This is a genomic window from Streptomyces sp. NBC_01451 (assembly GCF_036227485.1).
In the GTDB taxonomy this organism is placed as follows: domain Bacteria; phylum Actinomycetota; class Actinomycetes; order Streptomycetales; family Streptomycetaceae; genus Streptomyces.
Genome location: NZ_CP109479.1, coordinates 3,665,644 through 3,690,707, shown reverse-complemented (window position 1 = coordinate 3,690,707; position 25,064 = coordinate 3,665,644). Strand labels below are relative to the sequence as shown.

Below are 25,064 nucleotides of genomic sequence, written 5' to 3'. Positions count from 1 at the left end.
AGAACTGCACAGTGGACGCGAGCATCTGTGGCCAAGTTTTTAAGGGCGCACGGTGGATGCCTTGGCACCAGGAACCGATGAAGGACGTGGGAGGCCACGATAGTCCCCGGGGAGTCGTCAACCAGGCTTTGATCCGGGGGTTTCCGAATGGGGAAACCCGGCAGTCGTCATGGGCTGTCACCCACATCTGAACACATAGGGTGTGTGGAGGGAACGCGGGGAAGTGAAACATCTCAGTACCCGCAGGAAGAGAAAACAACCGTGATTCCGGGAGTAGTGGCGAGCGAAACCGGATGAGGCCAAACCGTATGCGTGTGAGACCCGGCAGGGGTTGCGTATACGGGGTTGTGGGATCTCTCTTTCATGGTCTGCCGGCCGTGAGACGAGTCAGAAACCGTTGGTGTAGGCGAAGGACATGCGAAAGGTCCGGCGTAGAGGGTAAGACCCCCGTAGTCGAAACATCAACGGCTCGTTTGAGAGACACCCAAGTAGCACGGGGCCCGAGAAATCCCGTGTGAATCTGGCGGGACCACCCGTTAAGCCTAAATATTCCCTGGTGACCGATAGCGGATAGTACCGTGAGGGAATGGTGAAAAGTACCGCGGGAGCGGAGTGAAATAGTACCTGAAACCGTGTGCCTACAAGCCGTGGGAGCGTCGCTGTATGTGCTTGCACATACAGTCGTGACTGCGTGCCTTTTGAAGAATGAGCCTGCGAGTTTGCGGTGTGTTGCGAGGTTAACCCGTGTGGGGAAGCCGTAGCGAAAGCGAGTCCGAATAGGGCGTTTTAGTAGCGCGCTCAAGACCCGAAGCGGAGTGATCTAGCCATGGGCAGGTTGAAGCGGAGGTAAGACTTCGTGGAGGACCGAACCCACCAGGGTTGAAAACCTGGGGGATGACCTGTGGTTAGGGGTGAAAGGCCAATCAAACTCCGTGATAGCTGGTTCTCCCCGAAATGCATTTAGGTGCAGCGTCGTGTGTTTCTTGCCGGAGGTAGAGCACTGGATAGGCGATGGGCCCTACCGGGTTACTGACCTTAGCCAAACTCCGAATGCCGGTAAGTGAGAGCACGGCAGTGAGACTGTGGGGGATAAGCTCCATGGTCGAGAGGGAAACAGCCCAGAGCATCGACTAAGGCCCCTAAGCGTACGCTAAGTGGGAAAGGATGTGGAGTCGCACAGACAACCAGGAGGTTGGCTTAGAAGCAGCCACCCTTGAAAGAGTGCGTAATAGCTCACTGGTCTAGTGATTCCGCGCCGACAATGTAGCGGGGCTCAAGCGTACCGCCGAAGTCGTGTCATTCCAGCTTTAGGGCCAACGCCTGCTGGGATGGGTAGGGGAGCGTCGTGTGCCGGGTGAAGCTGCAGCGGAAGCTAGTGGTGGACGGTTCACGAGTGAGAATGCAGGCATGAGTAGCGATACACACGTGGGAAACGTGTGCGCCGATTGACTAAGGGTTCCTGGGTCAAGCTGATCTGCCCAGGGTAAGTCGGGACCTAAGGCGAGGCCGACAGGCGTAGTCGATGGATAACCGGTTGATATTCCGGTACCCGCTGTGAAGCGTCAAACAGTGAACCAGGCGATGCTAAGTCCGTGAAGCCGCCCCGGAGCCTTCGGGCAAGGGGGAGTGGTGGAGCCGACGGACCAGACCTGTAGTAGGTGAGTGATGGGGTGACGCAGGAAGGTAGTCCATCCCGGGCGGTGGTTGTCCCGGGGTAAGGGTGTAGGACGTCAGGTAGGTAAATCCGCCTGGCACATAGTCTGAGACCTGATGCCGAGCCGATTGTGGTGAAGTGGATGATCCTATGCTGTCGAGAAAAGCCTCTAGCGAGTTTCATGGCGGCCCGTACCCTAAACCGACTCAGGTGGTCAGGTAGAGAATACCGAGGCGTTCGGGTGAACTATGGTTAAGGAACTCGGCAAAATGCCCCCGTAACTTCGGGAGAAGGGGGGCCATCACTGGTGAGGAGACGTGCTCTCCGAGCTGGGGGTGGCCGCAGAGACCAGCGAGAAGCGACTGTTTACTAAAAACACAGGTCCGTGCGAAGCCGTAAGGCGATGTATACGGACTGACGCCTGCCCGGTGCTGGAACGTTAAGGGGACCGGTTAGTCACATTTCGGTGTGGCGAAGCTGAGAACTTAAGCGCCAGTAAACGGCGGTGGTAACTATAACCATCCTAAGGTAGCGAAATTCCTTGTCGGGTAAGTTCCGACCTGCACGAATGGCGTAACGACTTCTCGACTGTCTCAACCATAGGCCCGGTGAAATTGCACTACGAGTAAAGATGCTCGTTTCGCGCAGCAGGACGGAAAGACCCCGGGACCTTTACTATAGTTTGATATTGGTGTTCGGTTCGGCTTGTGTAGGATAGCTGGGAGACTGTGAAGCCTGGACGCCAGTTCGGGTGGAGTCGTCGTTGAAATACCAGTCTGGTCGTGCTGGATGTCTAACCTGGGTCCGTGATCCGGATCAGGGACAGTGTCTGATGGGTAGTTTAACTGGGGCGGTTGCCTCCTAAAGAGTAACGGAGGCGCCCAAAGGTTCCCTCAGCCTGGTTGGCAATCAGGTGTTGAGTGTAAGTGCACAAGGGAGCTTGACTGTGAGACCGACGGGTCGAGCAGGGACGAAAGTCGGGACTAGTGATCCGGCGGTGGCTTGTGGAAGCGCCGTCGCTCAACGGATAAAAGGTACCCCGGGGATAACAGGCTGATCTTCCCCAAGAGTCCATATCGACGGGATGGTTTGGCACCTCGATGTCGGCTCGTCGCATCCTGGGGCTGGAGTCGGTCCCAAGGGTTGGGCTGTTCGCCCATTAAAGCGGTACGCGAGCTGGGTTTAGAACGTCGTGAGACAGTTCGGTCCCTATCCGCTGCGCGCGCAGGAACATTGAGAAGGGCTGTCCCTAGTACGAGAGGACCGGGACGGACGAACCTCTGGTGTGCCAGTTGTCCTGCCAAGGGCATGGCTGGTTGGCTACGTTCGGGAGGGATAACCGCTGAAAGCATCTAAGCGGGAAGCCTGCTTCGAGATGAGTGTTCCCACCCACTAGATGGGGTAAGGCTCCCAGTAGACGACTGGGTTGATAGGCCAGATCTGGAAGCCCGGTAACGGGTGGAGGTGACTGGTACTAATAGGCCGAGGGCTTGTCCTCAGTTGCTCGCGTCCACTGTGTTGGTTCTGAAACCACGAACAACCCCGCCCAGGGCCACTGGGTGGTGCGGTTGATATGTGTTTCACCGTGTTTCGGTGGTCATAGCGTGAGGGAAACGCCCGGTTACATTCCGAACCCGGAAGCTAAGCCTCACAGCGCCGATGGTACTGCAGGGGGGACCCTGTGGGAGAGTAGGACACCGCCGAACAATTATTGCGAGAAGCCCTGTACCGGGTTCACCGGTACAGGGCTTTTCTGCGTTTACGGCCAATTGAAATTGAAATGGTGGCTCTCTCCTCTTTCACGAGAGAGCCACCATTCAGAGGCGTCCTGCGGCTTTCAGGGCCAGATATGCGTCTGCCAGCGCCGGCGCCAGGTCGTCCGGAGTCGCGTCCACGACGGTGACGCCGTGGCGGCGGAGTTGTTCAGCGGTCCGATGACGTTCCGTCTGCGCTTGGGCGGCGGCTGCGGCCTCGTACACCGCTTCTGTGTTTCCTCGGGCTGCTGTCATGGCTGCGATGTGAGGGTCTGCCACTGAGGCCAGCAGGACTGTGTGTCGCTGGGTCAGCTGAGGGAGGACAGGAAGCAGGCCTTCTTCGATGGGGGCTGCGTCCAGGCTGGTGAGCAGGACGATCAGGGAGCGTCTGGGAGCCGTACGGAGTGCGGTGGCCGTGAGACCCCGGGCGTCCGTTTCGATCAGTTCGGGTTCCAGGCCGGCCATCGCGTTGACCAGGGACGGAAGGACGTCGGCTGCGGCGCGGCCCTGGACCAGGGCACGTACCCGGCGGTCGTACGCGAGGAGGTCCACGCGGTCGCCCGCGCGGGACGCCAGGGCTGCGAGGAGGAGGGCCGCGTCCATGGAGGCGTCCAGGCGGGGGACGTCGCCCACGCGGCCCGCTGACGTGCGGCCGGTGTCGAGGACCAGGAGGATGTGGCGGTCGCGTTCGGGGCGCCAGGTGCGTACGGCGACCGTGGACTGGCGGGCTGTGGCGCGCCAGTCGATGGAACGGGTGTCGTCGCCGGGGACGTACTCGCGCAGGCTGTCGAATTCGGTGCCTTCGCCGCGGGTCAGGACGCTGGTACGGCCGTCGAGTTCGCGCAGGCGGGCGAGCTTCGAGGGGAGGTGCTTGCGGCTGGTGAACGGAGGGAGGACCCGTACCGTCCAGGGGACGTGGTGGCCGCCCTGGCGGGCGAAGAGGCCCAGGGGGCCGTACGAGCGGATCGTCACGCGGTCGGCCCTGCGGTCGCCCCGGCGGGTGGGGCGTAGACGGGTGGTGACGCGGCGGCGCTCGCCGGCGGGGACCGTCAGGCGGTGGCGGGAAGCCTCCACCTCGGTGCCGGACGGCCAGCTGCTGGGGGGCCAGGCGTCGCGCAGGCGGGCGCGGAGTGGGCGGTTGGAGGGGTTGGTGACCGTCAGGGTGACATCCGCCGGTTCGCCCAGGCGGGCGGAGGTGTCGCCGGAGCGGGTGAGGCCGAGGCGGCGTACGGGGGCTGCCAGGGCGTAGTCGCAGGCGCACGCGACGGCCAGGGGGGCGTTCACGGCGAGGATGCCTGTCCAGCCGGGGTCCCAGATGCCGATGGGGATCGAGCCAAGGGCCGCCAGGAGGGCGGCGCGGCCGGTGAGTGCCATCAGCGGGGGACGGGGACGTGGGCGAGGATCGCGTTGATGACCGAGTCGGCCGTCACGCCCTCCATCTCGGCCTCCGGGCGGAGTTGCACGCGGTGGCGGAGGGTGGGGAGGGCCAGGGCTTTGACGTCGTCGGGGATGACGTAGTCACGGCCGGTCAGCCAGGCCCAGGCGCGGGATGTCGCCAGGAGGGCCGTGGCGCCTCGGGGGGAGACGCCGAGCGTGAAGGACGGGGATTCGCGGGTGGCGCGGCAGATGTCCACGACGTAGGCGGTGATCTCGGGGGAGATTGTTGTTTTTGCGACGGCCGCGCGGGCCGCTTCCAGGTCCGCCGGGCCTGCCGCGGGGCGTACGCCGGCGGCGCGGAGGTCGCGCGGGTTGAAGCCCTCGGCGTGGCGGGTGAGGACGTCGATCTCGTCCTCGCGGGAGGGGAGGGGGATCGTGAGCTTGAGGAGGAAACGGTCCAGCTGGGCTTCGGGAAGGGGGTACGTGCCCTCGTACTCGACCGGGTTCTGGGTCGCCGCGACCATGAACGGGTCGGGGAGGGGGCGGGGGGTGCCGTCGACGGTGACCTGGCGTTCCTCCATGGCTTCCAGGAGGGATGACTGGGTCTTCGGGGGTGTGCGGTTGATCTCGTCCGCGAGGAGGAGGTTGGTGAAGACGGGGCCCGGCTGGAAGGAGAACTCCGCGCTGCGCGTGTCGTAGACGAGGGAGCCGGTGATGTCGCTGGGCATCAGGTCCGGAGTGAACTGGACGCGCTTGGTGTCGAGTTCGAGTGCGGAGGCGAGTGCCCGGACGAGCAGTGTCTTGGCTACTCCGGGGACGCCTTCGAGGAGAACGTGTCCGCGGCAGAGAAGGGCGACGACGAGGCCGGTCACGGCGGGGTCCTGGCCGACCACGGCTTTGGCGATCTCGGCGCGCAGGGCTACCAGGGAGGCCCGGGCGGCGTCCGGGTTCCCGGCGATCCCGGCGTTGTCAGTGGTCGGGTCCATCATGGACGGCGTACCTCTCTTTCGAGGGCGTCGAGTTGGTCGGCGAGGGAGATGAGGGCGGCGTCGTCGCCGGGCGGCGGGCCGAAGAGGAGGGCATGCAGGGACTGTCCGTCTCCGTGGTCGTGGAGGTGGGCGGACAGAGCGGGGAGCAGGGCCTCGGGCGCGTGTGCCTGGGGCACGGGGACGCCTACGAGGGGGGCGAGGCGAGTGCGGGTGGTGGAGCGAAGAGCGACTGCCGCGCGGTCGCGGGCGTTCGTCTTGCGGTAGAGACGGGCGCGGCCTTCGACGGTTTCGGAGGCGCGGATCGCCACCGGGAGACGTTCGGGTACGAGGGGGCCGAATCGGCGTGCCCTCCAGAAGGCGGCCAGAACCGCGGCGAAGAAGAGCTGGAGGGTGCCCCAGAGCCAGCCCGAAGGGATCAGGTCGAAGAAGCTGCGCTCGCCGGAGTCGCTGAGCGAGTCGTCGGAGAGCGAGGGGAGGTACCAGACCAGATGGGGCCGGGAACCGAGCAGTTGAAGGGCGAGCGAGGCGTTGCCGTGCTCGTCGAGACGGTCGTTGTAGAGGATGTCGGGTGCCCCGAGCACGACGGTGTCGCCGTTCCCCGTAACCGCGGGGACACGTACGAGGGTGGGGAGGCCGTCGCTGGGGTAGCACGTGTCGGCGTCGGTGGCGCTGGTGTCGTAGCGGAAACCACCCGTGTCGGCGGTGCCCGCGCGCCGGGCGGCGGGCAGGCCGCAGTCGGGGGAGAGCTTCGAGTGGAAGCTGATCGCGGGGTCGGCGGTGACACCGGGGGCGAGTGTCCCGACGGACGGGCTGCCGGGGGCGACCAGGACCGTACGGCCGCCGGAGCCCTCGGCCGCCGTGTGCAGTTGCCTCTGTTGACGGTCGGTCAGCAGGTCGGGGACCGCGATCAGAAGGGTCGTGTCGGCGTCGGCCGCGGCGCTCGCCTCGGCGAGGGTGGTGACCACGCGCGTGGACACGCCCCGCTCGGCGAGGAGCGTTGCGACGGCGCGGCTGCCACGGGGGTCTGCGGAACGAGGGTCGAGGCCGCCGCGCCGGGTACCGGAGTTGATCACGGCGATCGTGACGGCGCCCACGAGGAGGATGACGACGCCGAGTACGACACCTCGCGCGCGGGTCCACACCTGGCGGGCGCTGGGCGAGGTGGAGGTGGGGGTGGGGAGCGTGGCGGCGGTGGTCATTTCGCGGCTCCCTGGCGGGCGTCGGGGGCCGCGCTGGGGCTGCTGCTGTTGCTGTTCGTGAGTACCGGTTTCGTGCGTTCCAGGTCGCCGTCGAGTTCGGTGAGCCGGCGGTACACCTGCGGGGTCGCCGCGCGTCCGCCGTACGTCACCTCGTCGAAGTCGCGGGCCGCGCTGCGCAGGCGGTCGGTGTGCGCGGGCAGGGTGCGGCCCGCTTCCGCGGCTGCCTCGTCGGCGGTGCGGCCGGGGCGGGCATCGAGGAGGGCGCGTTCCTCCAGGGAGCGGACGACGGCACGCATGCGTTCCTGGACGGCCTGGCTCCAGTGGCCCAGGGCGGCGTGTGCCTCGGCGGCGGCGCGGTGTTCGGCCGCGCTGCGGGGGCGGTCGTCGAAGAGTGCGGCGGCGGAGGTGGGGCCGGTGCGCGGGGTGCCGAGGCGCCACCACAGGGCGCCGATCACGGCGACGACGGCCAGGAGGACGACCACCAGGCCGACGACTCCGCCGGGGGTCGCGGTCGAGGCCGCGTTGAAGACCTTGTCGAGCCAGTCCCAGAAGGCGTCCATGGCCCGATCCAACGGGCTCGGGTCGTTCTGGTGGTACATGCGCTTGGACAGCTCGCGCCGGGCTGCCTCCCGGGCGGGATCACGCGGGATCGTCACCGGCGGGTCGTCGGCCGCCAGCGACAGTACGGCGGTGTCGCCGGCGCGCAGCAGGGCTCGTACGGCCGCTTCGGCGGTGGGCGATGGTGCCGACACCGTTATGAGAAATCCCCCCGTCAGGCTCACCGCATCAGCTTCCCGGGGTGGCGCCCGGGGTGCCGGAGCCGGAGCTCTGGACGCCGGCGGCGCGGGCCAGGTCGAGGTCGAGGGCCTCGCGGCGGATGCGCTGGTCGATGTAGAGGAGCACGGTCACGCCCGCGGTGATGGGGAAGGTGATCATGGAGCCGATCACCGAGCCGATGCCGCTGACGACGAGGAACGTCCAGCCGAAGCTGCCCGTGCCGTCGAGGAGGCCGCTGATGCCGTCTCCGGTCAGGGCGCTGGCGACGAAGGTGAACGGGAGGACGACGATGGACGAGACGACCATGGCGATGATCGAGGCGAGCAGCTGAATGCCGAGGACCCGCCACCAGGAGCCGCGGACGAGCTTCGCGGAGCGGCTGATCGACTTCAGGATGCTCTGCTTCTCCAGCATCAGCGCCGGCGAGGCCAGGGAGAAGCTGATCATCAGCCACAGCGCGACGAGGCTCGCGCCGAAGCCGCCCAGGACGGCCAGTGCCGCTCCGCCGCCCTCCGAACCCGCGAGGGCCACGAGGACGCCCGGTGCGATGCCGACGGCGACGATCGCGACGACGGTGAGCAGCAGCAGGAAAATGAGACCGAACAGCTTCGGGATCTGCGGGCGGGCGTCCCGCCAGGCTTCGCCGATGGTCACCGGCTTGCCGAGTACCGCGCGGCTGGTCACTGTCGTGAGCAGGGCGGTCGCGATGACGGTGCCGATCATGGAGATCACGAAGAGGACGCCGGAGCTGAGCAGGGCGTCGCCCATGGCCCGGCTCAGCTCCTCGAAGCTGGCGCTCGTGCTGTCGAGGCCGTTGACGCTCGCGTTGTCGTCCAGGACCAGTCCCTGGAGGAGGATGGCGACGATCTCCGTGACGACCGCGACGGTGAGCGAGATGCCCAGCACGGTGCGCCAGTGGGCGCGCATGGTGGAGACGGCGCCGTCGAGGATCTCGCCGACGCCGAGCGGGCGCAGCGGGATCACGCCGGGCTTGGCGGCGGGCGGGGGGCCGCCCCAGTTGCCGCCCCAGCCGGGGTGGCCGCCGTGCGGGCCGTATCCGCCGTACCCTCCGGGGCCGTTGTAGCCGCCCGGGGTGCCGGGGTGGTTGCCGCCCCAGCCCGGGCCGGGGGGCGGTGGTGGGGGCGGTGCCTGGCCGGGGGCCCGGGGGCCCGTGGGGGCGGACCACTGGGCGGGTGGCGGCTGTTCCTGGGACCACTTCGGGCCGGAGCCGGTCGTGTCGGGGCGCGGCTGGTCCGCGGGCTCCGCGGGGCCGGGCTGGTCGGCGGGGGCGGACGCGCCGGGCTGCTGCCCTTCGGAGGGGGCAGATCCGGGCGAGGCCCAGCCCGGAGTGTCGTTCATCGTCGCTCCTTCACGGTGCCTGTCCGCGTTCGCGGCAGGTTGGCAGCCATCGTGTCATGGGGAGTGCGCGGGCGGATCAGCCCCTGCGGGGCCTTGACACCTTCAATTGTCCGACGGGCAGGGGGCAGACTGGGCGGATGGCTGATCAGTACGCGCAATCCCGCGAGGACAACCGGCCCACCGAGATACCGGCGATCCGCTGGGAGGAACCTCCGGAGGGGCCGGTGCTGGTCCTTCTCGACCAGACGAGACTGCCCGCCGAGGAGGTCGAGCTGGTCTGTACGGACGCGCCCGCGCTGGTGGCGGCGATCCGGTCGCTGGCCGTGCGCGGGGCGCCGTTGCTCGGCATCGCGGGGGCGTACGGGGTCGCGCTCGCCGCCGTACGCGGCTTCGACGTGGACGAGGCCGCCGTCGCGCTGGCGCAGGCCCGGCCCACCGCCGTGAACCTCGCTGTCGGGGTGCGCAGGGCGCGGGAGGCGTACGGGGCGGAGCTCGCCAGGAGCGGTGACCGGGAGCAGGCGGCCGGGGCGGCGCTGGTCGCGGCGCGGGTGCTGCACCGGGAGGACGCCGAGGCCAGCGCGCGGATGGCCGTGCACGGGCTGGCGCTGCTGGACGAGTTGCTGCCCGGCGGCGGGCACCGGGTGCTCACGCACTGCAACACCGGATCGCTGGTGTCGGGCGGTGAGGGAACGGCGTTCGCGGTGGCGCTGGCGGCGCACCGGGCGGGGCGGCTGCGCAGGCTCTGGGTGGACGAAACGCGCCCGTTGCTGCAAGGTGCTCGCCTGACGGCGTATGAGGCGGCGCGCAGCGGAATGGCGTACACCTTGCTCACGGACAACGCGGCGGGCTCTCTGTTCGCCGCCGGGGAGGTGGACGCGGTACTGATCGGCGCGGACCGGATCGCGGCCGACGGTTCGGTGGCGAACAAGGTGGGGAGCTATCCGCTCGCCGTGCTGGCCAGGTACCACCATGTGCCGTTCATCGTGGTGGCGCCGGTGACGACGGTGGATCCGGACACCCCCGACGGGGCGTCCATAGAGGTGGAACAGCGTGCCGGACATGAGGTGACGGAGATCGCCGCGCCGCAGGTGCCGGTGGCGGGAGCGGAAGCGGGAGGCGGAATTCCGGTGGCACCCTTGGGGACCCAGGCGTACAACCCGGCGTTCGATGTGACGCCTCCCGAGTTGGTGACGGCGATCGTCACCGAAGCGGGCGTTGTGTCGCCTGTGACGGCTGCGGCGCTGGCAGAGCTGTGTGACAGGTCACGACAGGTAACGATTTAGTTAATGGGATGATGTCGTTTATGAAGGGACGAGTCCTTGTCGTCGATGACGACACCGCACTGGCCGAGATGCTCGGCATTGTGTTGCGTGGTGAAGGTTTTGAGCCGTCTTTCGTAGCTGACGGCGACAAGGCGCTGGCCGCTTTCCGTGAGTCCAAGCCCGATCTGGTGCTCCTGGACCTGATGCTTCCCGGCCGGGACGGCATTGAGGTGTGCCGCCTGATCAGGGCGGAGTCCGGGGTGCCGATCGTGATGCTCACGGCCAAGAGCGACACCGTCGACGTCGTCGTGGGCCTGGAGTCAGGTGCCGATGACTACATCGTGAAGCCGTTCAAGCCGAAGGAGCTGGTCGCCCGGATCCGGGCGCGGCTGCGGAGGTCGGAGGAGCCGGCGCCCGAGCAGTTGGCCATAGGCGACCTCCTCATCGATGTCGCCGGTCACTCTGTGAAGCGGGACGGGCAGTCGATCGCGCTGACGCCTCTGGAGTTCGATCTGCTGGTCGCGCTCGCGCGCAAGCCGTGGCAGGTGTTCACGCGTGAGGTGCTCCTGGAACAGGTCTGGGGGTACCGCCACGCGGCGGACACCCGTCTGGTCAACGTCCATGTGCAGCGGCTGCGCTCCAAGGTCGAGAAGGACCCGGAGCGGCCGGAGATCGTGGTGACCGTCCGTGGCGTCGGTTACAAGGCAGGACCGAGCTGACATGTCCGGGGACAGTGCCGCTTCGCCCCCCGGGCGTTCCGGGGGGCGTGCGGAGCGGCCTGTCGGGCGGCAGAAGGTGAGCAGGGCCGGCTCCGGCTGGCGGCAGTTCTTCGAGGGCGGGTTGCTCCAGGGCGGTGTCCAGGGCAGCCCGGTCCTTCGGCTGTTCATGCGCTGGGTGCGCCGGCCGCTGCTGCCCGTCATGCGGCTCTGGCGGCGCAACATCCAGCTCAAGGTCGTCGCGACGACGTTGCTGATGTCGCTCGGTGTCGTCCTGCTGCTCGGTTTCGTCGTCATCGGGCAGGTGCGCAACGGCCTGCTCGACGCCAAGGTGAAGGCCTCGCAGAGCCAGGCCGCGGGTGGATTCGCGGCGGCCAAACTGAGGGCGGACACGGCGGCGAGCGCCAGTGGGGACGATGGTTCCGGCGCCGGCGGCCGTCCGTCGCAGAACGTCATCCAGTGGATGAGCGACCTGGTGGAGTCCCTCTCCAGCGGTGGGCAGGGCGCTTTCGACGTCGTGACCCTCCCGAGCGGTCCCACGGGCGACGACAGCAGCGGCGGGCGCGGGCCGCGTGCCTCCGGCGGGGTGGACCCGACGGCGAGCGTTCCCGAGGCACTGCGCGCGCGGGCCGACGGCAGCATGCTGATGGCGCAGAGCTACACCCGTATCACGTACACCAACGGCAGCGAGTCGCAGCCCGCGCTGATCATCGGCAAGCAGATCGACGACCCGAACGGCGACCCGTACCAGCTGTACTACCTCTTCCCGCTCACCCAGGAGGAGAAGTCGCTGAGCCTCGTCAAGGGGACGCTGGCGACGGCCGGGCTGTTCGTCGTCGTGCTCCTGGGGGCCATCGCCTGGCTTGTGGTGCGGCAGGTCGTGACGCCCGTGCGGATGGCGGCCGGGATCGCCGAGCGGCTGTCCGCCGGGCGGTTGCAGGAGCGGATGAAGGTCACCGGCGAGGACGACATCGCGCGGCTCGGCGAGGCCTTCAACAAGATGGCGCAGAATCTCCAGCTGAAGATTCAGCAGCTGGAGGAGCTGTCGCGGATGCAGCGGCGGTTCGTGTCCGACGTGTCGCACGAACTGCGGACGCCCCTGACGACCGTACGGATGGCCGCCGATGTCATCCATGACGCGCGCGTGGACTTCGATCCGGTGACCGCGCGGTCGGCCGAACTGCTCGCCGATCAGCTCGACCGGTTCGAGACACTGCTCGCTGACCTGCTGGAGATCAGCCGGTTCGACGCGGGCGCGGCTGCGCTGGAGGCCGAGCCGATCGACCTCAGGCAGGTCGTACGGCGTGTGGTGAGCGGTGCCGAGCCGCTGGCCGAGCGCAAGGGGACGACAGTACGGGTCGTCGGCGACCAGCAGCCCGTCGTGGCCGAGGCCGACGCGCGGCGCGTGGAGCGGGTGCTGCGCAACCTCGTCGTCAACGCCGTGGAGCACGGCGAGGGCAAGGACGTCATCGTGAAGCTGGCCGCCGCGGGCGGTGCGGTCGCGGTGGCCGTGCGCGACTACGGGGTGGGGCTCAAGCCGGGTGAGGCGACCCGGGTCTTCAGCCGCTTCTGGCGGGCCGACCCGGCACGCGCGCGTACCACCGGCGGTACGGGTCTCGGCCTGTCCATCGCGCTGGAGGATGCCCGGCTGCACGGCGGCTGGCTGCAGGCGTGGGGCGAGCCGGGCGGCGGTTCGCAGTTCCGGCTGACGCTGCCGCGCACCGCCGACGAGCATCTGCGGGGTTCGCCCATACCGCTGGAACCCAGGGACTCGCGGCGTCACCGGGAACTCAATGACGCGGGTCTGCCGTACGCCGGCGGCGACAAGCTGGCCACGGTGCCGATACAGACGGCGGCCACGGAACAGCGGCCGATAGCGCCGCGGCTCGCCGGCCCGACCCCGACCGCGGATCCCACGGCGCTGCCCGGCAACGGCGCTCGTGTGGTGCCGCGCCCGGCCGGCGTCGCGCGGCGGGACGGCATGTCCGGTACGGAGGCGCAGCTCACGGACGGCGTGTCCTCGGATGCCGGGACAGAGCGTGTGGACGAGCAAGGGGAGGCATTTCGTGGGCCCTGACCGCGAGCGGGACGGTCGGCGGCGGGAAACGGTCCGCGCGGTGGTGTACGTGGCCTGTGGGGCCGTACTGCTGGCCGGATGCGCCTCGATGCCCGACAGCGGGGATCTGCGCGGAGTCGAGTCCACGCCCCGGCAGGACGCCCAGGTACGGGTCTTCGCCCTGCCGCCCCACGACAACGCCCCGCCGGGACAGATCGTCCAGGGCTTCCTGGAGGCGCTGACCAGTGATGATCCGCACTACGAGACCGCGCTCAAGTACCTGACGGCGCGTGCCGCGAAGCAGTGGCGGCCCGACGCGTCGACCACGGTGCTGGACGGTGGGCCCACCGCCGATCCCGTGCACGCGGGCAGCCGGGACGACCCGGACGACTACGCGGCCACACTGACCGGCGGCAGGTTCGCCACGCTGGACTCCCAGCAGTCGTACAAACCCGCCGACGGGCAGTACCGGGAGACGCTGCACCTCACGCGGGAGAAGAAGAGCGGGCAGTGGCGCATCGACGACCTGCCGCAGGGCATCGTCATGGGCAAGTCGGACTTCCTGCGCAACTACACGTCCGTCAACAAGTACTACTTCGCGTCGAACACGCCGACGGAGTCGGACGGGCAGCCCGTGTCCGTCGCCGATCCGGTGTACGTCCGTAAGAAGGTCGACCCGATGACGCAGACGGTGAGTTCGCTGCTGGAGGGGCCCTCGCGCTGGCTGGGACCGGTCGTCAGGTCGAGTTTCCCCACGGGTACGGCGCTCAAGAAGGGCGTCACCTCGCTGACCCCCGACGACCAGAACCGGCTGACGGTGCCGCTCAACGACAAGGCGAGCCGGGTCGGGTCCGCCAAGTGCACCGAGATGGCCGCCCAGCTCCTCTACACGCTCCAGGACCTGACCCCCACGGGGGTCGACGAGGTCGCGCTGCAACGCGCCAACGGCACCCAGCTGTGCGTCCTCGGCAAGGAACAGGCCGAGATCGTCGCCGCGCGCGGTGTGGTGGAGCACCCCGAGTTCCAGTACTTCATCGACGGCAAGCACCGCCTCGTACGCGTGGCCGGCGACAGCCTCGAAGCCGCCGCCGACGTCACCCCGGTGCCCGGCGCGCTCGGCGAGGGGGAGAAGCAGCTTCGGTCCGCGGCGGTCTCGCGGGACGAGGACAGCGCGGCCGGGGTCTCGGCGGACGGGAGCATGCTCTACGTCGGGTCGCTGGTGTCCGGCGGATCGCTCGGCGAGCCCGTGGTGACCAGCCAGGGCGCCACCAAGGCCGACCGGCTGACCACACCGAGCTGGGACGGCGACGGTGACCTGTGGGTGGCCGACCGCAACCCGGAGAAGCCCCGGCTGCTGCTCCTGGAGAAGGGCGCGGGCGACCCGCTGGAAGTGCGGACCCCAGGGCTCGACGGGCGCATAGAAGCGGTACGGGTGGCCGCTGACGGGGTGCGGATCGCGCTCATCGTGGAGAAGGACGGCCTGCGGTCCCTGTACGTCGGGCGGATCGAGCGGGACGAGCGGTCGGCGGCATCGGGCGGGGCGTCCCGGGAGAAGACGGCGGCGGGGCAGCGGACCGGGGAGCGCTCGGTTGTGTCGGTCCTCGAACTGCACTCCGTGACACCGCAGTTGGAGGAGGTCACCGCCATGTCGTGGGCCGGGGACAGCCGGCTCGTGGTGGTCGGGAGGGAGCAGGACGGCGTGCAGCAGATGGGATACGTGCAGGTCGACGGCTCGACGCCGGTCGGGTCGGCGCCGGCCGCGCTGACCGGTGTGAAGGGCATCGCGGCTTCCGAGGACGAGAGGCTGCCGCTGGTGGCCTACTCGGAGGAGGACGGGATCGTGCGGCTGCTGTCCGGGTCCAAGTGGCAGAAGCTGGTCAAGGACGGGTCGGCTCCGGTCTATCCGGGGTGAGCGGCCCCTCCGGTCGTACGGCTGTCCGCTTCTCCGGGGCGGCACGTGGACGCGGGTGGAAGTGACGTGTGACGGCCCGTCGGATGCCCGGCGGGCCGTCGGCGTTTCCGGATGCTGGTCGTGGGGCGTGCGGAGTTGTCCACAGGGTGTTTTCCACAGGGGTGGCAGGGCGGCGCCGGTGTTGGCACAGTGGTGGGCATGCGGGGGTGGTGGCAGGATCTCGGCGACCTGGTGCTGCCGGCCGAGTGCGGAGGCTGCGGAAGGCCTCGCACGGTGCTCTGCCCGGAGTGCCGTGCCGCTCTGAACGGGGCCGCACCGAGCCGGGTGCGCCCCGTGCCGGAGCCCCTCGGGCTGCCGGTCGTGCAGGCGGCGGCCCGGTACGAGGACGAGGTGCGTGCGGTACTCCTCGCGCACAAGGAAAGGGGTGCGTTGGCCCTCGCGGGACCACTCGGGACGGCGCTGGCGGGAGCTGTGCGAGCGGCACTCGACGGGACTCCGAGCGACGGTACGGGCGTACTGCTCGTTCCTGTGCCGTCCGCGCGTCGGGCCGTGCGGGCCCGGGGGCACGATCCGGCTCGGCGTATCGCGCTCGCCGCGGCGGGTGAGCTGCGCGGGTCCGGTACGCCGGCCCGGGTGCTGGCGGTGCTGCGGCAGCGGCGTGCCGTGGCCGATCAGGCGGGACTCAACTCCCGTCAGCGGCTGGACAACCTCGCGGGTGCGCTGGGAGTGGCCGCCGGGGCCGGACGGTTGCTGGCCGGGGCGGGTGCGGTCGTCCTGGTCGACGATCTGATGACGACCGGGGCCTCACTGGCCGAGGCCGCGCGTGCCGTGCGGAAGGCGGTCCGGCCTGCGGAGACGAGCGGGGCGCACGGGGTGGAACGGCCGGGAGAGGTGGGAAACGTGAGAGAAGCGAGAAACCCCGTGTACTCGGAAGCGGGGCGGGAAGGCAGAGGGCAGCGGTGCGCGGTAGCCACGTCCGTGAGTGCGGAGCGGAGGCCGGGAGTGTCGGGAATGGTGACACCGGGTGCCTTCGAACGCATGATCTGCGCGGCTGTGGTCGCGGCGACACCTGATTCTTTCGAAATAAACCGGAACTGAGCGCGAACTTGCATCGTTGCAGGTAGTGAGAGGACTAATTCACTTGAACGGAGGTACGCGCCAGTAGAGGGTGACGACATCCGTCCGGGCGAGATATGTTCGGTTGTGAGGGAAAGCCGCAGGCCACACCTCGAAAATCCGAATGCCGTGCTGCGGGTTTTGCTTAATCACCCCAGTCGGCCGCGTGGGGATCTTGCCCATGGGGGAGGAGGAGGTGGAAGTCACCGAGTCCGCGGTTCCGGAGTACACCGGAGCCTGGTGCAAAAGGGAGACGCTTCGCCACTGAAGCGGAGCGATCCGGGAACGGAGTTCTGCGTGGACATCGTCGTCAAGGGACGCAAGACCGAGGTGCCCGAGCGGTTCCGGAAGCACGTTGCCGAGAAGTTGAGGCTGGACAGGATCCAGAAGCTCGACGGCAAGGTGATCAGCCTCGATGTCGAGGTGTCCAAGGAGCCCAACCCCCGGCAGGCCGACCGCTCCGACCGAGTGGAGATCACACTTCACTCCCGCGGTCCGGTCATCCGGGCGGAAGCAGCGGCAAGCGACCCGTACGCGGCACTCGACCTCGCGGCGGACAAGCTCGAGGCCCGGCTGCGCAAGCAGCACGACAAGCGTTACACCCGCCGGGGCGCCGGCCGGCTGACGGCCGCCGAGGTCGCCGACCACGTCCCGGACGCGGCAACGCTGAACGGCAATGGTCACCCCGTCCATGAGGAAGACGCGGACGGCGTGCCCGTCAAGAGGATCGGCTCGCTGGAAGTGAAGGGCGAAGGCCCCCTCATCGTCCGGGAGAAGAGCCACGTCGCCTCCCCGATGACGCTCGACCAGGCTCTCTACGAGATGGAACTGGTCGGGCACGACTTCTACCTGTTCGTCGACTCCGAGACCAAGGAACCGAGTGTCGTCTACCGGCGGCACGCCTACGACTACGGTGTGATCCACCTCAACACGGACCCGATGGTCGCCCACCAGACGCACGCCCCCGAGGCGGGTGGCACGCTGGGCGGCTGACTGCCCCCGGTGACAGCCGAGCGGGTGCCCCTGGAGCGCGTGTGCGCCCCCAGGGGCACCCGTGCGCGACCCCTCCGGGACCCGCACTGTCACCGCACCGACGCCCGGGCATGGAATCATGGCCGCAACGGCTCAACCGGTGGGTCGTTGCCTTGGGTTGGCGATGGCACAGAACCACAGGCCAAAGCCTTCAGGGGGAGGAACGATGGCGGACAGCTTCGGACCGATGCAGGTTGGGAATGCCGACGACGGCGTCACCGGCATGGGCCCGGACGCGGGCACCTCGCGCAAGGAGCCGATCAGAGTCCTTGTCGTGGACGACCACGCGCTCTTCCGTCGCGGGCTGGAGATCGTGCTCGCGGCCGAGGAGGACATCCAGGTCGTCGGCGAGGCGGGGGACGGTGCGGAGGCCGTCGACAAGGCCGCAGATCTGCTGCCCGACATCGTCCTGATGGACGTACGGATGCCGAAGCGCGGGGGGATCGAGGCGTGCACCTCCATCAAGGAGGTCGCGCCCAGCGCCAAGATCATCATGCTGACGATCAGCGATGAGGAAGCCGATCTGTACGAGGCGATCAAGGCCGGCGCGACCGGTTATCTCCTCAAGGAGATCTCCACGGACGAGGTGGCCACGGCCATTCGTGCGGTGGCCGACGGACAGTCGCAGATCAGCCCCTCGATGGCGTCGAAACTGCTCACCGAATTCAAGTCGATGATCCAGCGGACGGACGAGCGGCGGCTGGTACCCGCGCCGCGGCTCACCGAGCGCGAACTGGAAGTTCTCAAGCTGGTCGCCACCGGGATGAACAACCGCGATATCGCGAAGGAGTTGTTCATCTCCGAGAACACCGTGAAGAACCATGTGCGCAACATCCTGGAGAAGCTGCAACTGCACTCCAGGATGGAAGCGGTGGTTTACGCGATGCGGGAGAAGATCCTCGAGATTCGGTAGGGCGACCCGGAGACCGGGAGATCCAGAGATCGGGCGGTTGAGCTGCCGGGTGTGGAGTTGTCGGTGCCGCGTGCCGCGTGCCGCGTGCCGCGTGCCGCGTGCCGCGTGCCGCGTGCCGCGTGCGGGTGGGTCAGGTGAGGGCCCGGGTCAGTTCTCCTTCCAGGGGGGCGCGTAGGCCCGGGGCGTCGACCCGCTCCACTCGGACGTTTGTGCAGTTCACCCAGCCTGCCGCCTCCAGCAGGGCCTGGGCCACCGCCGGGACCGCCTTCGGGCCGTTCAGGGTGACCTGTCTGGCGACCAGGGTGTTGCCCTCCCGGGCGGGGTCCACCCTGCCGACGAGGTGGCCGCCGGCGAGGACCGGCATCGCGAAGTAGCCGTGCACACGCTTCGGCTTGGGGACGTAGGCCTCCAGGCGGTGGGTGAAGCCGAAGATCCGTTCCGTGCGGGCCCGTTCCCAGATCAGGGAGTCGAAGGGGGAGAGCAGGGTCGTGCGGTGGCGGCCTCGGGCGGGGGTCTCCAGGGCCGCCGGGTCGGCCCAGGCCGACTTGCCCCAGCCTTCGACCGTGACGGGGACCAGACCCGAGTCCGCGATCACCGCGTCGACCTGTTCCGCCTTGAGACGGTGGTAGTCGGCGATGTCCGTACGGGTGCCGACGCCCAGGGACTGGCCCGCGAGGCGGACCAGGCGGCGCAGGCATTCGGCGTCGTCCAGCTCGTCGTGCAGCAGCGCGTCCGGGATGGCGCGCTCGGCCAGGTCGTACACCCGCTTCCAGCCTCGGCGCTCCACGCACACCACCTCGCCGTACATCAGGGCGCGTTCGACGGCGACCTTCGTGCCGGACCAGTCCCACCAGTCACTGGTGCGTTTCGCGCCGCCCAACTCCGTTGCGGTGAGGGGGCCTTGTGTGCGGAGTTGCTTGATGACCTGCTCGTAGACGTCGGGCGGGAGGTCGTGGTTCCAGTGGGGGCGGGAGCGGTAGGCGCGGCGGCGGAAGGCGAAGTGGGGCCACTCCTCCACGGGGAGGATGCAGGCGGCGTGCGACCAGTACTCGAAGGCGTGGGGGCTCGTGGACGCCGGGTTCCAGTAGGCGTCCTCGATCTTCTTGCGGGGTATGGCGCCGAGGCGGGCGTACGGGATGAGTTCGTGGGAGCGGGCCAGTACCGAGATCGTGTCGAGCTGGACCGCGCCCAGGTGGCGGAGGATGCCGCGGACGCCTGCCTTGCGGTCGGGGGCGCCGAGGAAGCCCTGGGCGCGCAGGGCGATACGGCGGGCCTCGTCGGCGGAGAGCTCGGTGTGGGGGGTGGTGGGCTGGGGCAGGCTGCTCGTCATGCCTCCGCACGATAGGGGGTGGGACTGACAGTGGGGGTGAGCTGGGGGTAAGGGGTCTCGTCCTCAAGCGCCGGACGGGCCGGCACTGCCGGCCGGTGCCGGAGGCGTGGGCGGGAGGTACGGGGCCGTGGAGGGGAGGCCGACGTCCGACGGGAGGAGGGAGGCGACCCAGCAGTCGCGGCGTACTCCCTTGTTGTTGATGGCCGAGCGCAGGGTGCCCTCCATGGTGAAGCCGGCCTTCTGCGCCGCTGCTCGGGATGCCGCGTTGCCCACCTCCGCCCGCCACTCCACGCGGTCCACCGACAGGTGGGTGAACGCCCAGCGGGAGGCGGTGATCGTGGCCTCGGTGATGTAGCCGTTGCCGCGGTGGGCCTTGGTGGCCCAGAAGCCGACTTCGGTCACTCCCAGGGAACGCATGGTGAGGGCGAGCATTCCCACCAGCTCCTCCCCTTCGGGGAGGAAGACGCCGAACGTGAACATCGAGCCGTCCGCCCAGCCGTCGGGCACCAGCTGGGAGGTGAAGCCGTGTGCGTGCTCGGGGAGGTACGGCGAGGGGATCGTCGTCCAGCGCTGGATGTCGGCGTCCTGCACCGCCGCGTACACGGCGTCGGTGTCGTGCGGGCCGACCGTGCGCAGGAGAAGGCGGGCCGTGGTGAGAGTGACGGGGTCCATCGGCCGATTCTGGTCGGGGGAGGATCGGGGCGCCAACCTTTTTGCCGCGCGTGAGCCCGTGATCACAATTCGCGCAATTCGTGGGCGGGGCGCGGCACCATCCGTGACTCCCGGCCGTTCTCCTTATGGCTGTCCTACCGGCAGGCCTCCCGGCTGGGCGGGGTCCTCGCATACGATGGCCGTCGCTCAGTTAAGACAATGGAAACCGACCGTCCTAGGCCCGACCGGCAAGGAGACCAACCCCCGTGTCCGTCCTCTCAAAGATCATGCGTGCAGGCGAAGGCAAAATCCTGCGCAAGCTGCACCGCATCGCGGACCAGGTCAACTCCATCGAAGAGGACTTTGTCGACCTCTCCGACGCCGAGCTGCGGGCCCTCACCGATGAGTACAAGCAGCGGTACGCCGACGGTGAGAGTCTGGACGACCTGTTGCCCGAGGCCTTCGCCACCGTGCGCGAGGCGGCCAAGCGCGCCCTCGGCCAGCGTCACTACGACGTGCAGATCATGGGCGGCGCGGCGCTCCACCTCGGCTATGTCGCCGAGATGAAGACCGGTGAGGGCAAGACCCTGGTCGGCACCCTGCCCACGTATCTGAACGCCCTCTCCGGAGACGGTGTCCACCTCATCACGGTCAACGACTACCTGGCCGAGCGCGACTCCGAGATGATGGGTCGCGTACACAAGTTCCTGGGGCTGAGCGTCGGCTGCATCCTCGCCAACATGACGCCTGCCCAGCGCCGCGAGCAGTACGCCTGCGACATCACGTACGGCACGAACAACGAGTTCGGCTTCGACTACCTGCGCGACAACATGGCGTGGTCGAAGGACGAACTCGTCCAGCGCGGCCACAACTTCGCCGTCGTCGACGAGGTCGACTCGATCCTCATCGACGAGGCCCGTACGCCGCTGATCATCTCCGGCCCGGCCGACCAGGCCACCAAGTGGTACGGAGACTTCGCGAAGCTGGTCACGCGCCTCAAGCGCGGCGAGGCCGGCAACGCCCTCAAGGGCCTTGAGGAGACCGGCGACTACGACGTCGACGAGAAGAAGCGCACGGTCGCCATCCACGAGTCGGGTGTCGCCAAGGTCGAGGACTGGCTGGGCATCGACAACCTGTACGAGTCGGTGAACACGCCGCTGGTGGGCTACCTGAACAACGCCATCAAGGCCAAGGAGCTCTTCAAGAACGACAAGGACTACGTCGTCATCGACGGCGAGGTCATGATCGTCGACGAGCACACCGGCCGTATCCTCGCCGGCCGCCGCTACAACGAGGGCATGCACCAGGCGATCGAGGCGAAGGAAGGGGTGGACATCAAGGACGAGAACCAGACCCTGGCGACCATCACCCTCCAGAACTTCTTCCGCCTCTACTCCAAGCTCTCCGGTATGACCGGTACGGCCATGACCGAGGCCGCGGAGTTCCACCAGATCTACAAGCTCGGTGTCGTCCCGATCCCGACCAACCGTGACATGGTCCGCAAGGACCAGTCCGACCTCATCTACCGCACCGAGGTCGCGAAGTTCGAGGCGGTCGTCGACGACATCGCCGAGAAGCACGAGAAGGGTCAGCCGATCCTCGTCGGCACGACCTCGGTGGAGAAGTCCGAGTACCTGTCGCAGCAGCTCTCCAAGCGCGGCATCCAGCACGAGGTGCTGAACGCCAAGCAGCACGACCGGGAGGCGACCATCGTCGCCCAGGCCGGCCGCAAGGGCGCCGTCACGGTCGCCACCAACATGGCCGGCCGTGGTACGGACATCAAGCTCGGCGGCAACCCCGACGACCTCGCCGAGGCGGAGCTGCGCCAGCGCGGCCTCGACCCCGAGGAGCACATCGAGGAGTGGGCCGCGGCCCTGCCGACCGCCCTGGAGCGGGCCGAGAAGGCCGTCAAGGCCGAGTTCGAGGAGGTCAAGGACCTCGGCGGGCTCTACGTCCTCGGCACCGAGCGGCACGAGTCCCGGCGGATCGACAACCAGCTGCGCGGTCGTTCCGGACGTCAGGGCGACCCCGGTGAGTCGCGGTTCTACCTCTCTCTCGGTGACGACCTCATGCGGCTGTTCAAGGCCCAGATGGTCGAGCGCGTCATGTCGATGGCGAACGTGCCGGACGACGTGCCGATCGAGAACAAGATGGTCACCCGGGCCATCGCCTCCGCCCAGTCGCAGGTCGAGACGCAGAACTTCGAGACCCGCAAGAACGTCCTCAAGTACGACGAGGTCCTCAACCGGCAGCGCGAGGTCATCTACGGCGAGCGCCGCCGCGTCCTGGAGGGCGAGGACCTGCACGAGCAGATCCAGCACTTCATGGACGACACCATCGACGCGTACATCGCCGCGGAGACCGCCGAAGGCTTCGCCGAGGAATGGGACGTGGACCGGCTGTGGGGCGCCTTCAAGCAGCTCTACCCGGTGAAGGTCACCGTTGAGGAGCTGGAGGAGGCGGCCGGTGACCGTGCCGGGCTGACCGCCGAGTTCATCTCCGAGTCGATCAAGGACGACATCCACGACCAGTACGCGTCGCGCGAGGAGCAGCTCGGCTCCGAGATCATGCGTGAGCTGGAGCGCCGGGTCGTGCTGTCGGTCCTCGACCGCAAGTGGCGCGAGCACCTCTACGAGATGGACTACCTCCAGGAGGGCATCGGTCTGCGCGCCATGGCGCAGAAGGACCCGCTGGTCGAGTACCAGCGCGAGGGCTTCGACATGTTCACCGCCATGATGGAGGGCATCAAGGAGGAGTCCGTCGGCTACCTGTTCAACCTGGAGGTCCAGGTCGAGCAGCAGGTCGAGGAGCTCCCGGTCGCGGACGCCAAGCCGTCGCTGGACAAGGGCACCGAGGACTCGGTGCCGGCGCAGGCGAGCGCCGGTTCCCGGCCCGAGATCCGCGCCAAGGGGCTCGACGCCCCGCAGCGTCCGGACCGGCTGCACTTCTCCGCCCCGACCGTGGACGGCGAGGGCGGCATCGTCGAGGGCGACTTCGTCGGGGACGACGACGAGGTGCGGTCCGAGGCGGACGGTCTCACGCGCGCGGAGCGGCGCAAGCAGCGTAGCGGCCGGCGGCGTAAGAAGTGAGCCGCAGGAATTGAGCAGGCAGGTACAGGTCGGGCAGGTACAGGTAGTGGGCAGTAGGCGGCGGGCTGTGGGCGAGTGAGTTCGCGCTAGTCGCTGTGCGTGGAGGGCCGGGCATCCTGTGAGGGTGGCCCGGCCCTTCTGCGTGTGCGGGTGGTGGCCGGGGGCCTGCCGTCCGCGGTGGTGCCTAGTCGTCCGCCGTGTGGGGCCTTCGGGGGCCGCCCAGTTCCACCGCCGTGCAGCGCCAGCGGAAGTCCTGGCCCAGTTCCAGGCGGAAGGCCATCGCGCGGAGCTGGTCGCCCGCGCCGATGCGGGCGAAGGCCTCCAGGGCGCCTTGGCTGGGCTCGTAGTAGCCGACGTCGCGGACGACGGGGCGGGTGCCGCGGGTGCGCAGGGGGCCGCGTTCCGCGAGCCGGGCCAGTTCGTCGTAGGCGCGGCCCACGGTGTGTCGGAGCATGCTGTGGACGGGGCGTTCGCCGCTCAGGACGGCCAGGAGGCGGTCGGCGAAGAGGTCGGTGGGCCGTGGCTGCGGGGGAGGAGTGCGGCGCGGCTGGGAGGGCTTCTGGAGGGGGTGCGGGGGTGTCCTGCGCTGGTCCGGGTGCTGTCCCTGGGCGGGGACTCGGGGTTCGGGGCCGGCTACGGGACGGGCTTCGGCGAAGGGGGAAGCCTGGGCGAGAGGCGTGGCTCGGGAGAGGGGCGCGCGGGGGGTGCCTCCGCCCGGGGTGGTGCGGTGCGGGGTGCTGCCGGGGCGGCGGGTGTCCCTGCGTACCGGCGGGCGGGACGGGGTGCGGTGGACCGTCCTCGTCATCACCTTGTTCATGGAATGTCCCCGTTCGTCAGGCCCGGTTGAGTACCGGACGGTAACTTTCTGTTGGGGATCTTGTACGGGGAGTGATCGGCCGGGTGCAAGGAGGAGCGGGGTGTGGTTGGGGTGGTCCGGAGGTTCACTTATCCGGGTGGTCCGGGGAGGGGAAAGGCCTGGTGGGGGTGGGGTACGGGGGTGAATTTCGAGGCGCCCGGTGGACGCCCGGAGAGGCCTGGGCGGGGACTCGAAAGGGGACGCCCCGACGTATCCTGAGGGTCTTCCCGGGGCTGCCCGGGTCTTCCGGGGCATCCCTGGTTGCGCCGGAGGGCTTGCCGGTTCCGGTCATGGAAACGCCTACTACGAAAGCGGTCAGCCATGCGCGTCTACGTCCCCCTGACCCTCCCGGGCCTTGCCGAGGCGTACAAGACGGGCGAGTTGGGGGCGGGGCCGTTCGTCGCGTACGCCGTCACGCCCGCGTTGCGTGAGTGGTATCTGTCCGACGACATCGAGGAACTGGAGTACGCGGCGCTGAACCGGGCCGCGCTGGCGTCCCTGCGGCTGCTCGCGATGGAACCCGGGGCGCTGCGTCGGCGGGTGGTCGTCGCCGTCGAGGTCGCGGACGGGGTGGCGGTCGCCGACCCCGACCGGGGGCTTGATCCGGGTGCGTTGGGCGAGGTGCGGGTGGGCGGGGCCGTGTCGTTGGGGAAGGCCGCGGCTGTGCATGTCGACTCCGGGGACGCGGAGGTGGATGTCGCGGCGGCTGCGGCGGCGCTGGGGGCTGCCGACCGGGGGGACGACGAAGCGCAGTTCACGGTGGACGGGGCCGAGGATCATGAGCTGCTCTGGTATGCCACGCAGGAGATTCCGGGGCTGGTGGGGTTGTTGGGGTGATCGGTGATCGGTGACGGGTGGCAGGTGAGGGGGCGGGTGTCGGGGTATTTCGCCCCCGCCGCCCTTGCCCGTCCCGTCCCGTTCCCGGGGGCTGTGCCCCCGGCCCCCCTTTTCTTTCGCGCTGGACGCGCTCGTCCTCAAGCGCCGGACGGGCTGGAGAAGGGGCCGGGGGTGGGCCGGGGGTG

17 protein-coding genes and 2 rRNA genes are annotated in these 25,064 nt (G+C 68.7%); 11 read left to right on the top strand and 8 right to left on the bottom strand.

Features of this window, described 5'->3' with window-relative positions; translation table 11 throughout:
- The first annotated feature begins 29 nt into the window (after nucleotides 1–29).
- Both OG595_RS15965 and rrf read left to right on the top strand, forming a co-directional pair.
- Nucleotides 30–3,152, top strand: a 23S ribosomal RNA gene (locus OG595_RS15965).
- A gap of 91 nt (nucleotides 3,153–3,243) precedes the next feature.
- Nucleotides 3,244–3,360, top strand: a 5S ribosomal RNA gene (rrf, locus tag OG595_RS15960).
- A gap of 111 nt (nucleotides 3,361–3,471) precedes the next feature.
- Here rrf and OG595_RS15955 read toward each other — a convergent pair.
- From OG595_RS15955 to OG595_RS15935, 5 genes are read right to left on the bottom strand one after another with little or no spacing between them, the layout of a single operon-like run.
- Entirely contained in the window at nucleotides 3,472–4,782 is a 1,311-nt protein-coding gene (locus OG595_RS15955) for a DUF58 domain-containing protein (protein WP_329272573.1), read from the bottom strand.
- Nucleotides 4,782–5,771: an AAA family ATPase gene (locus tag OG595_RS15950; protein ID WP_443073046.1), complete on the bottom strand. Its 990-nt coding sequence runs from the start codon at nucleotides 5,769–5,771 to the stop codon at nucleotides 4,782–4,784. Before OG595_RS15950 ends, OG595_RS15955 begins: the two co-directional genes overlap by 1 nt.
- Entirely contained in the window at nucleotides 5,771–6,973 is a 1,203-nt protein-coding gene (locus OG595_RS15945) for a DUF4350 domain-containing protein (RefSeq protein ID WP_329272569.1), read from the bottom strand. The genes OG595_RS15950 and OG595_RS15945 overlap by 1 nt, the downstream gene beginning before the upstream one ends.
- Entirely contained in the window at nucleotides 6,970–7,755 is a 786-nt protein-coding gene (locus tag OG595_RS15940) for a DUF4129 domain-containing protein (RefSeq protein ID WP_443073045.1), read from the bottom strand. The genes OG595_RS15945 and OG595_RS15940 overlap by 4 nt, the downstream gene beginning before the upstream one ends.
- A gap of 4 nt (nucleotides 7,756–7,759) precedes the next feature.
- Nucleotides 7,760–9,109, bottom strand: coding sequence for a hypothetical protein (locus tag OG595_RS15935; RefSeq protein WP_329272564.1), 1,350 nt, complete (start codon nucleotides 9,107–9,109; stop codon nucleotides 7,760–7,762).
- A gap of 137 nt (nucleotides 9,110–9,246) precedes the next feature.
- On the opposite strand from OG595_RS15935, the gene mtnA reads away from it, so the two are divergent.
- The 7 genes from mtnA (at nucleotide 9,247) to OG595_RS15900 (ending at nucleotide 18,116) form a co-directional block, all read left to right on the top strand.
- Nucleotides 9,247–10,392: an S-methyl-5-thioribose-1-phosphate isomerase gene (mtnA, locus tag OG595_RS15930; protein WP_329272561.1), complete on the top strand. Its 1,146-nt coding sequence runs from the start codon at nucleotides 9,247–9,249 to the stop codon at nucleotides 10,390–10,392.
- 8 nt (nucleotides 10,393–10,400) lie between these two features.
- Nucleotides 10,401–11,090, top strand: a complete 690-nt coding sequence (gene mtrA, locus OG595_RS15925) for a two-component system response regulator MtrA (protein WP_189148219.1) — start codon at nucleotides 10,401–10,403, stop codon at nucleotides 11,088–11,090.
- Between the two features lies 1 nt (nucleotide 11,091).
- The gene (gene mtrB / locus OG595_RS15920; protein WP_329272558.1) at nucleotides 11,092–13,164 is read left to right on the top strand and encodes an MtrAB system histidine kinase MtrB; all 2,073 of its coding nucleotides are present in this window, start codon (nucleotides 11,092–11,094) and stop codon (nucleotides 13,162–13,164) included.
- A complete protein-coding gene (locus OG595_RS15915; RefSeq protein ID WP_329272556.1) occupies nucleotides 13,154–15,055 on the top strand; it encodes an LpqB family beta-propeller domain-containing protein in 1,902 nt (633 codons plus the stop codon). The genes mtrB and OG595_RS15915 overlap by 11 nt, the downstream gene beginning before the upstream one ends.
- A 198-nt stretch (nucleotides 15,056–15,253) precedes the next feature.
- Entirely contained in the window at nucleotides 15,254–16,153 is a 900-nt protein-coding gene (locus OG595_RS15910; RefSeq protein ID WP_329272553.1) for a ComF family protein, read from the top strand.
- A gap of 315 nt (nucleotides 16,154–16,468) precedes the next feature.
- Nucleotides 16,469–17,164: a ribosome hibernation-promoting factor, HPF/YfiA family gene (gene hpf, locus OG595_RS15905; protein WP_443073043.1), complete on the top strand. Its 696-nt coding sequence runs from the start codon at nucleotides 16,469–16,471 to the stop codon at nucleotides 17,162–17,164.
- Nucleotides 17,165–17,369: 205 nt separating this feature from the next.
- Entirely contained in the window at nucleotides 17,370–18,116 is a 747-nt protein-coding gene (locus OG595_RS15900; RefSeq protein ID WP_329282918.1) for a response regulator transcription factor, read from the top strand.
- Nucleotides 18,117–18,246: 130 nt separating this feature from the next.
- Here the strand turns inward: OG595_RS15900 and OG595_RS15895 are convergent, their stop codons facing one another.
- On the bottom strand, nucleotides 18,247–19,446 hold the full coding sequence (locus OG595_RS15895; protein WP_329272551.1) for a winged helix-turn-helix domain-containing protein: 1,200 nt from the start codon (nucleotides 19,444–19,446) through the stop codon (nucleotides 18,247–18,249).
- A gap of 63 nt (nucleotides 19,447–19,509) precedes the next feature.
- On the bottom strand, nucleotides 19,510–20,118 hold the full coding sequence (locus OG595_RS15890; RefSeq protein ID WP_329272548.1) for a GNAT family N-acetyltransferase: 609 nt from the start codon (nucleotides 20,116–20,118) through the stop codon (nucleotides 19,510–19,512).
- Between the two features lie 245 nt (nucleotides 20,119–20,363).
- Here OG595_RS15890 and secA point away from each other — a divergent pair, with 245 nt between their 5' ends.
- Nucleotides 20,364–23,186 carry a preprotein translocase subunit SecA gene (secA, locus tag OG595_RS15885; protein WP_329272546.1) on the top strand — a complete coding sequence of 941 codons (2,823 nt, stop codon included), beginning with the start codon at nucleotides 20,364–20,366 and terminating at the stop codon, nucleotides 23,184–23,186.
- A 184-nt stretch (nucleotides 23,187–23,370) separates the two neighbouring features.
- Here secA and OG595_RS15880 read toward each other — a convergent pair whose 3' ends face one another.
- Entirely contained in the window at nucleotides 23,371–24,003 is a 633-nt protein-coding gene (locus OG595_RS15880) for an Rv3235 family protein (protein ID WP_329272545.1), read from the bottom strand.
- Between the two features lie 360 nt (nucleotides 24,004–24,363).
- On the opposite strand from OG595_RS15880, the gene OG595_RS15875 reads away from it, so the two are divergent.
- A complete protein-coding gene (locus tag OG595_RS15875; RefSeq protein ID WP_329272542.1) occupies nucleotides 24,364–24,879 on the top strand; it encodes a DUF6912 family protein in 516 nt (171 codons plus the stop codon).
- The last annotated feature ends 185 nt before the right edge of the window (nucleotides 24,880–25,064 follow it).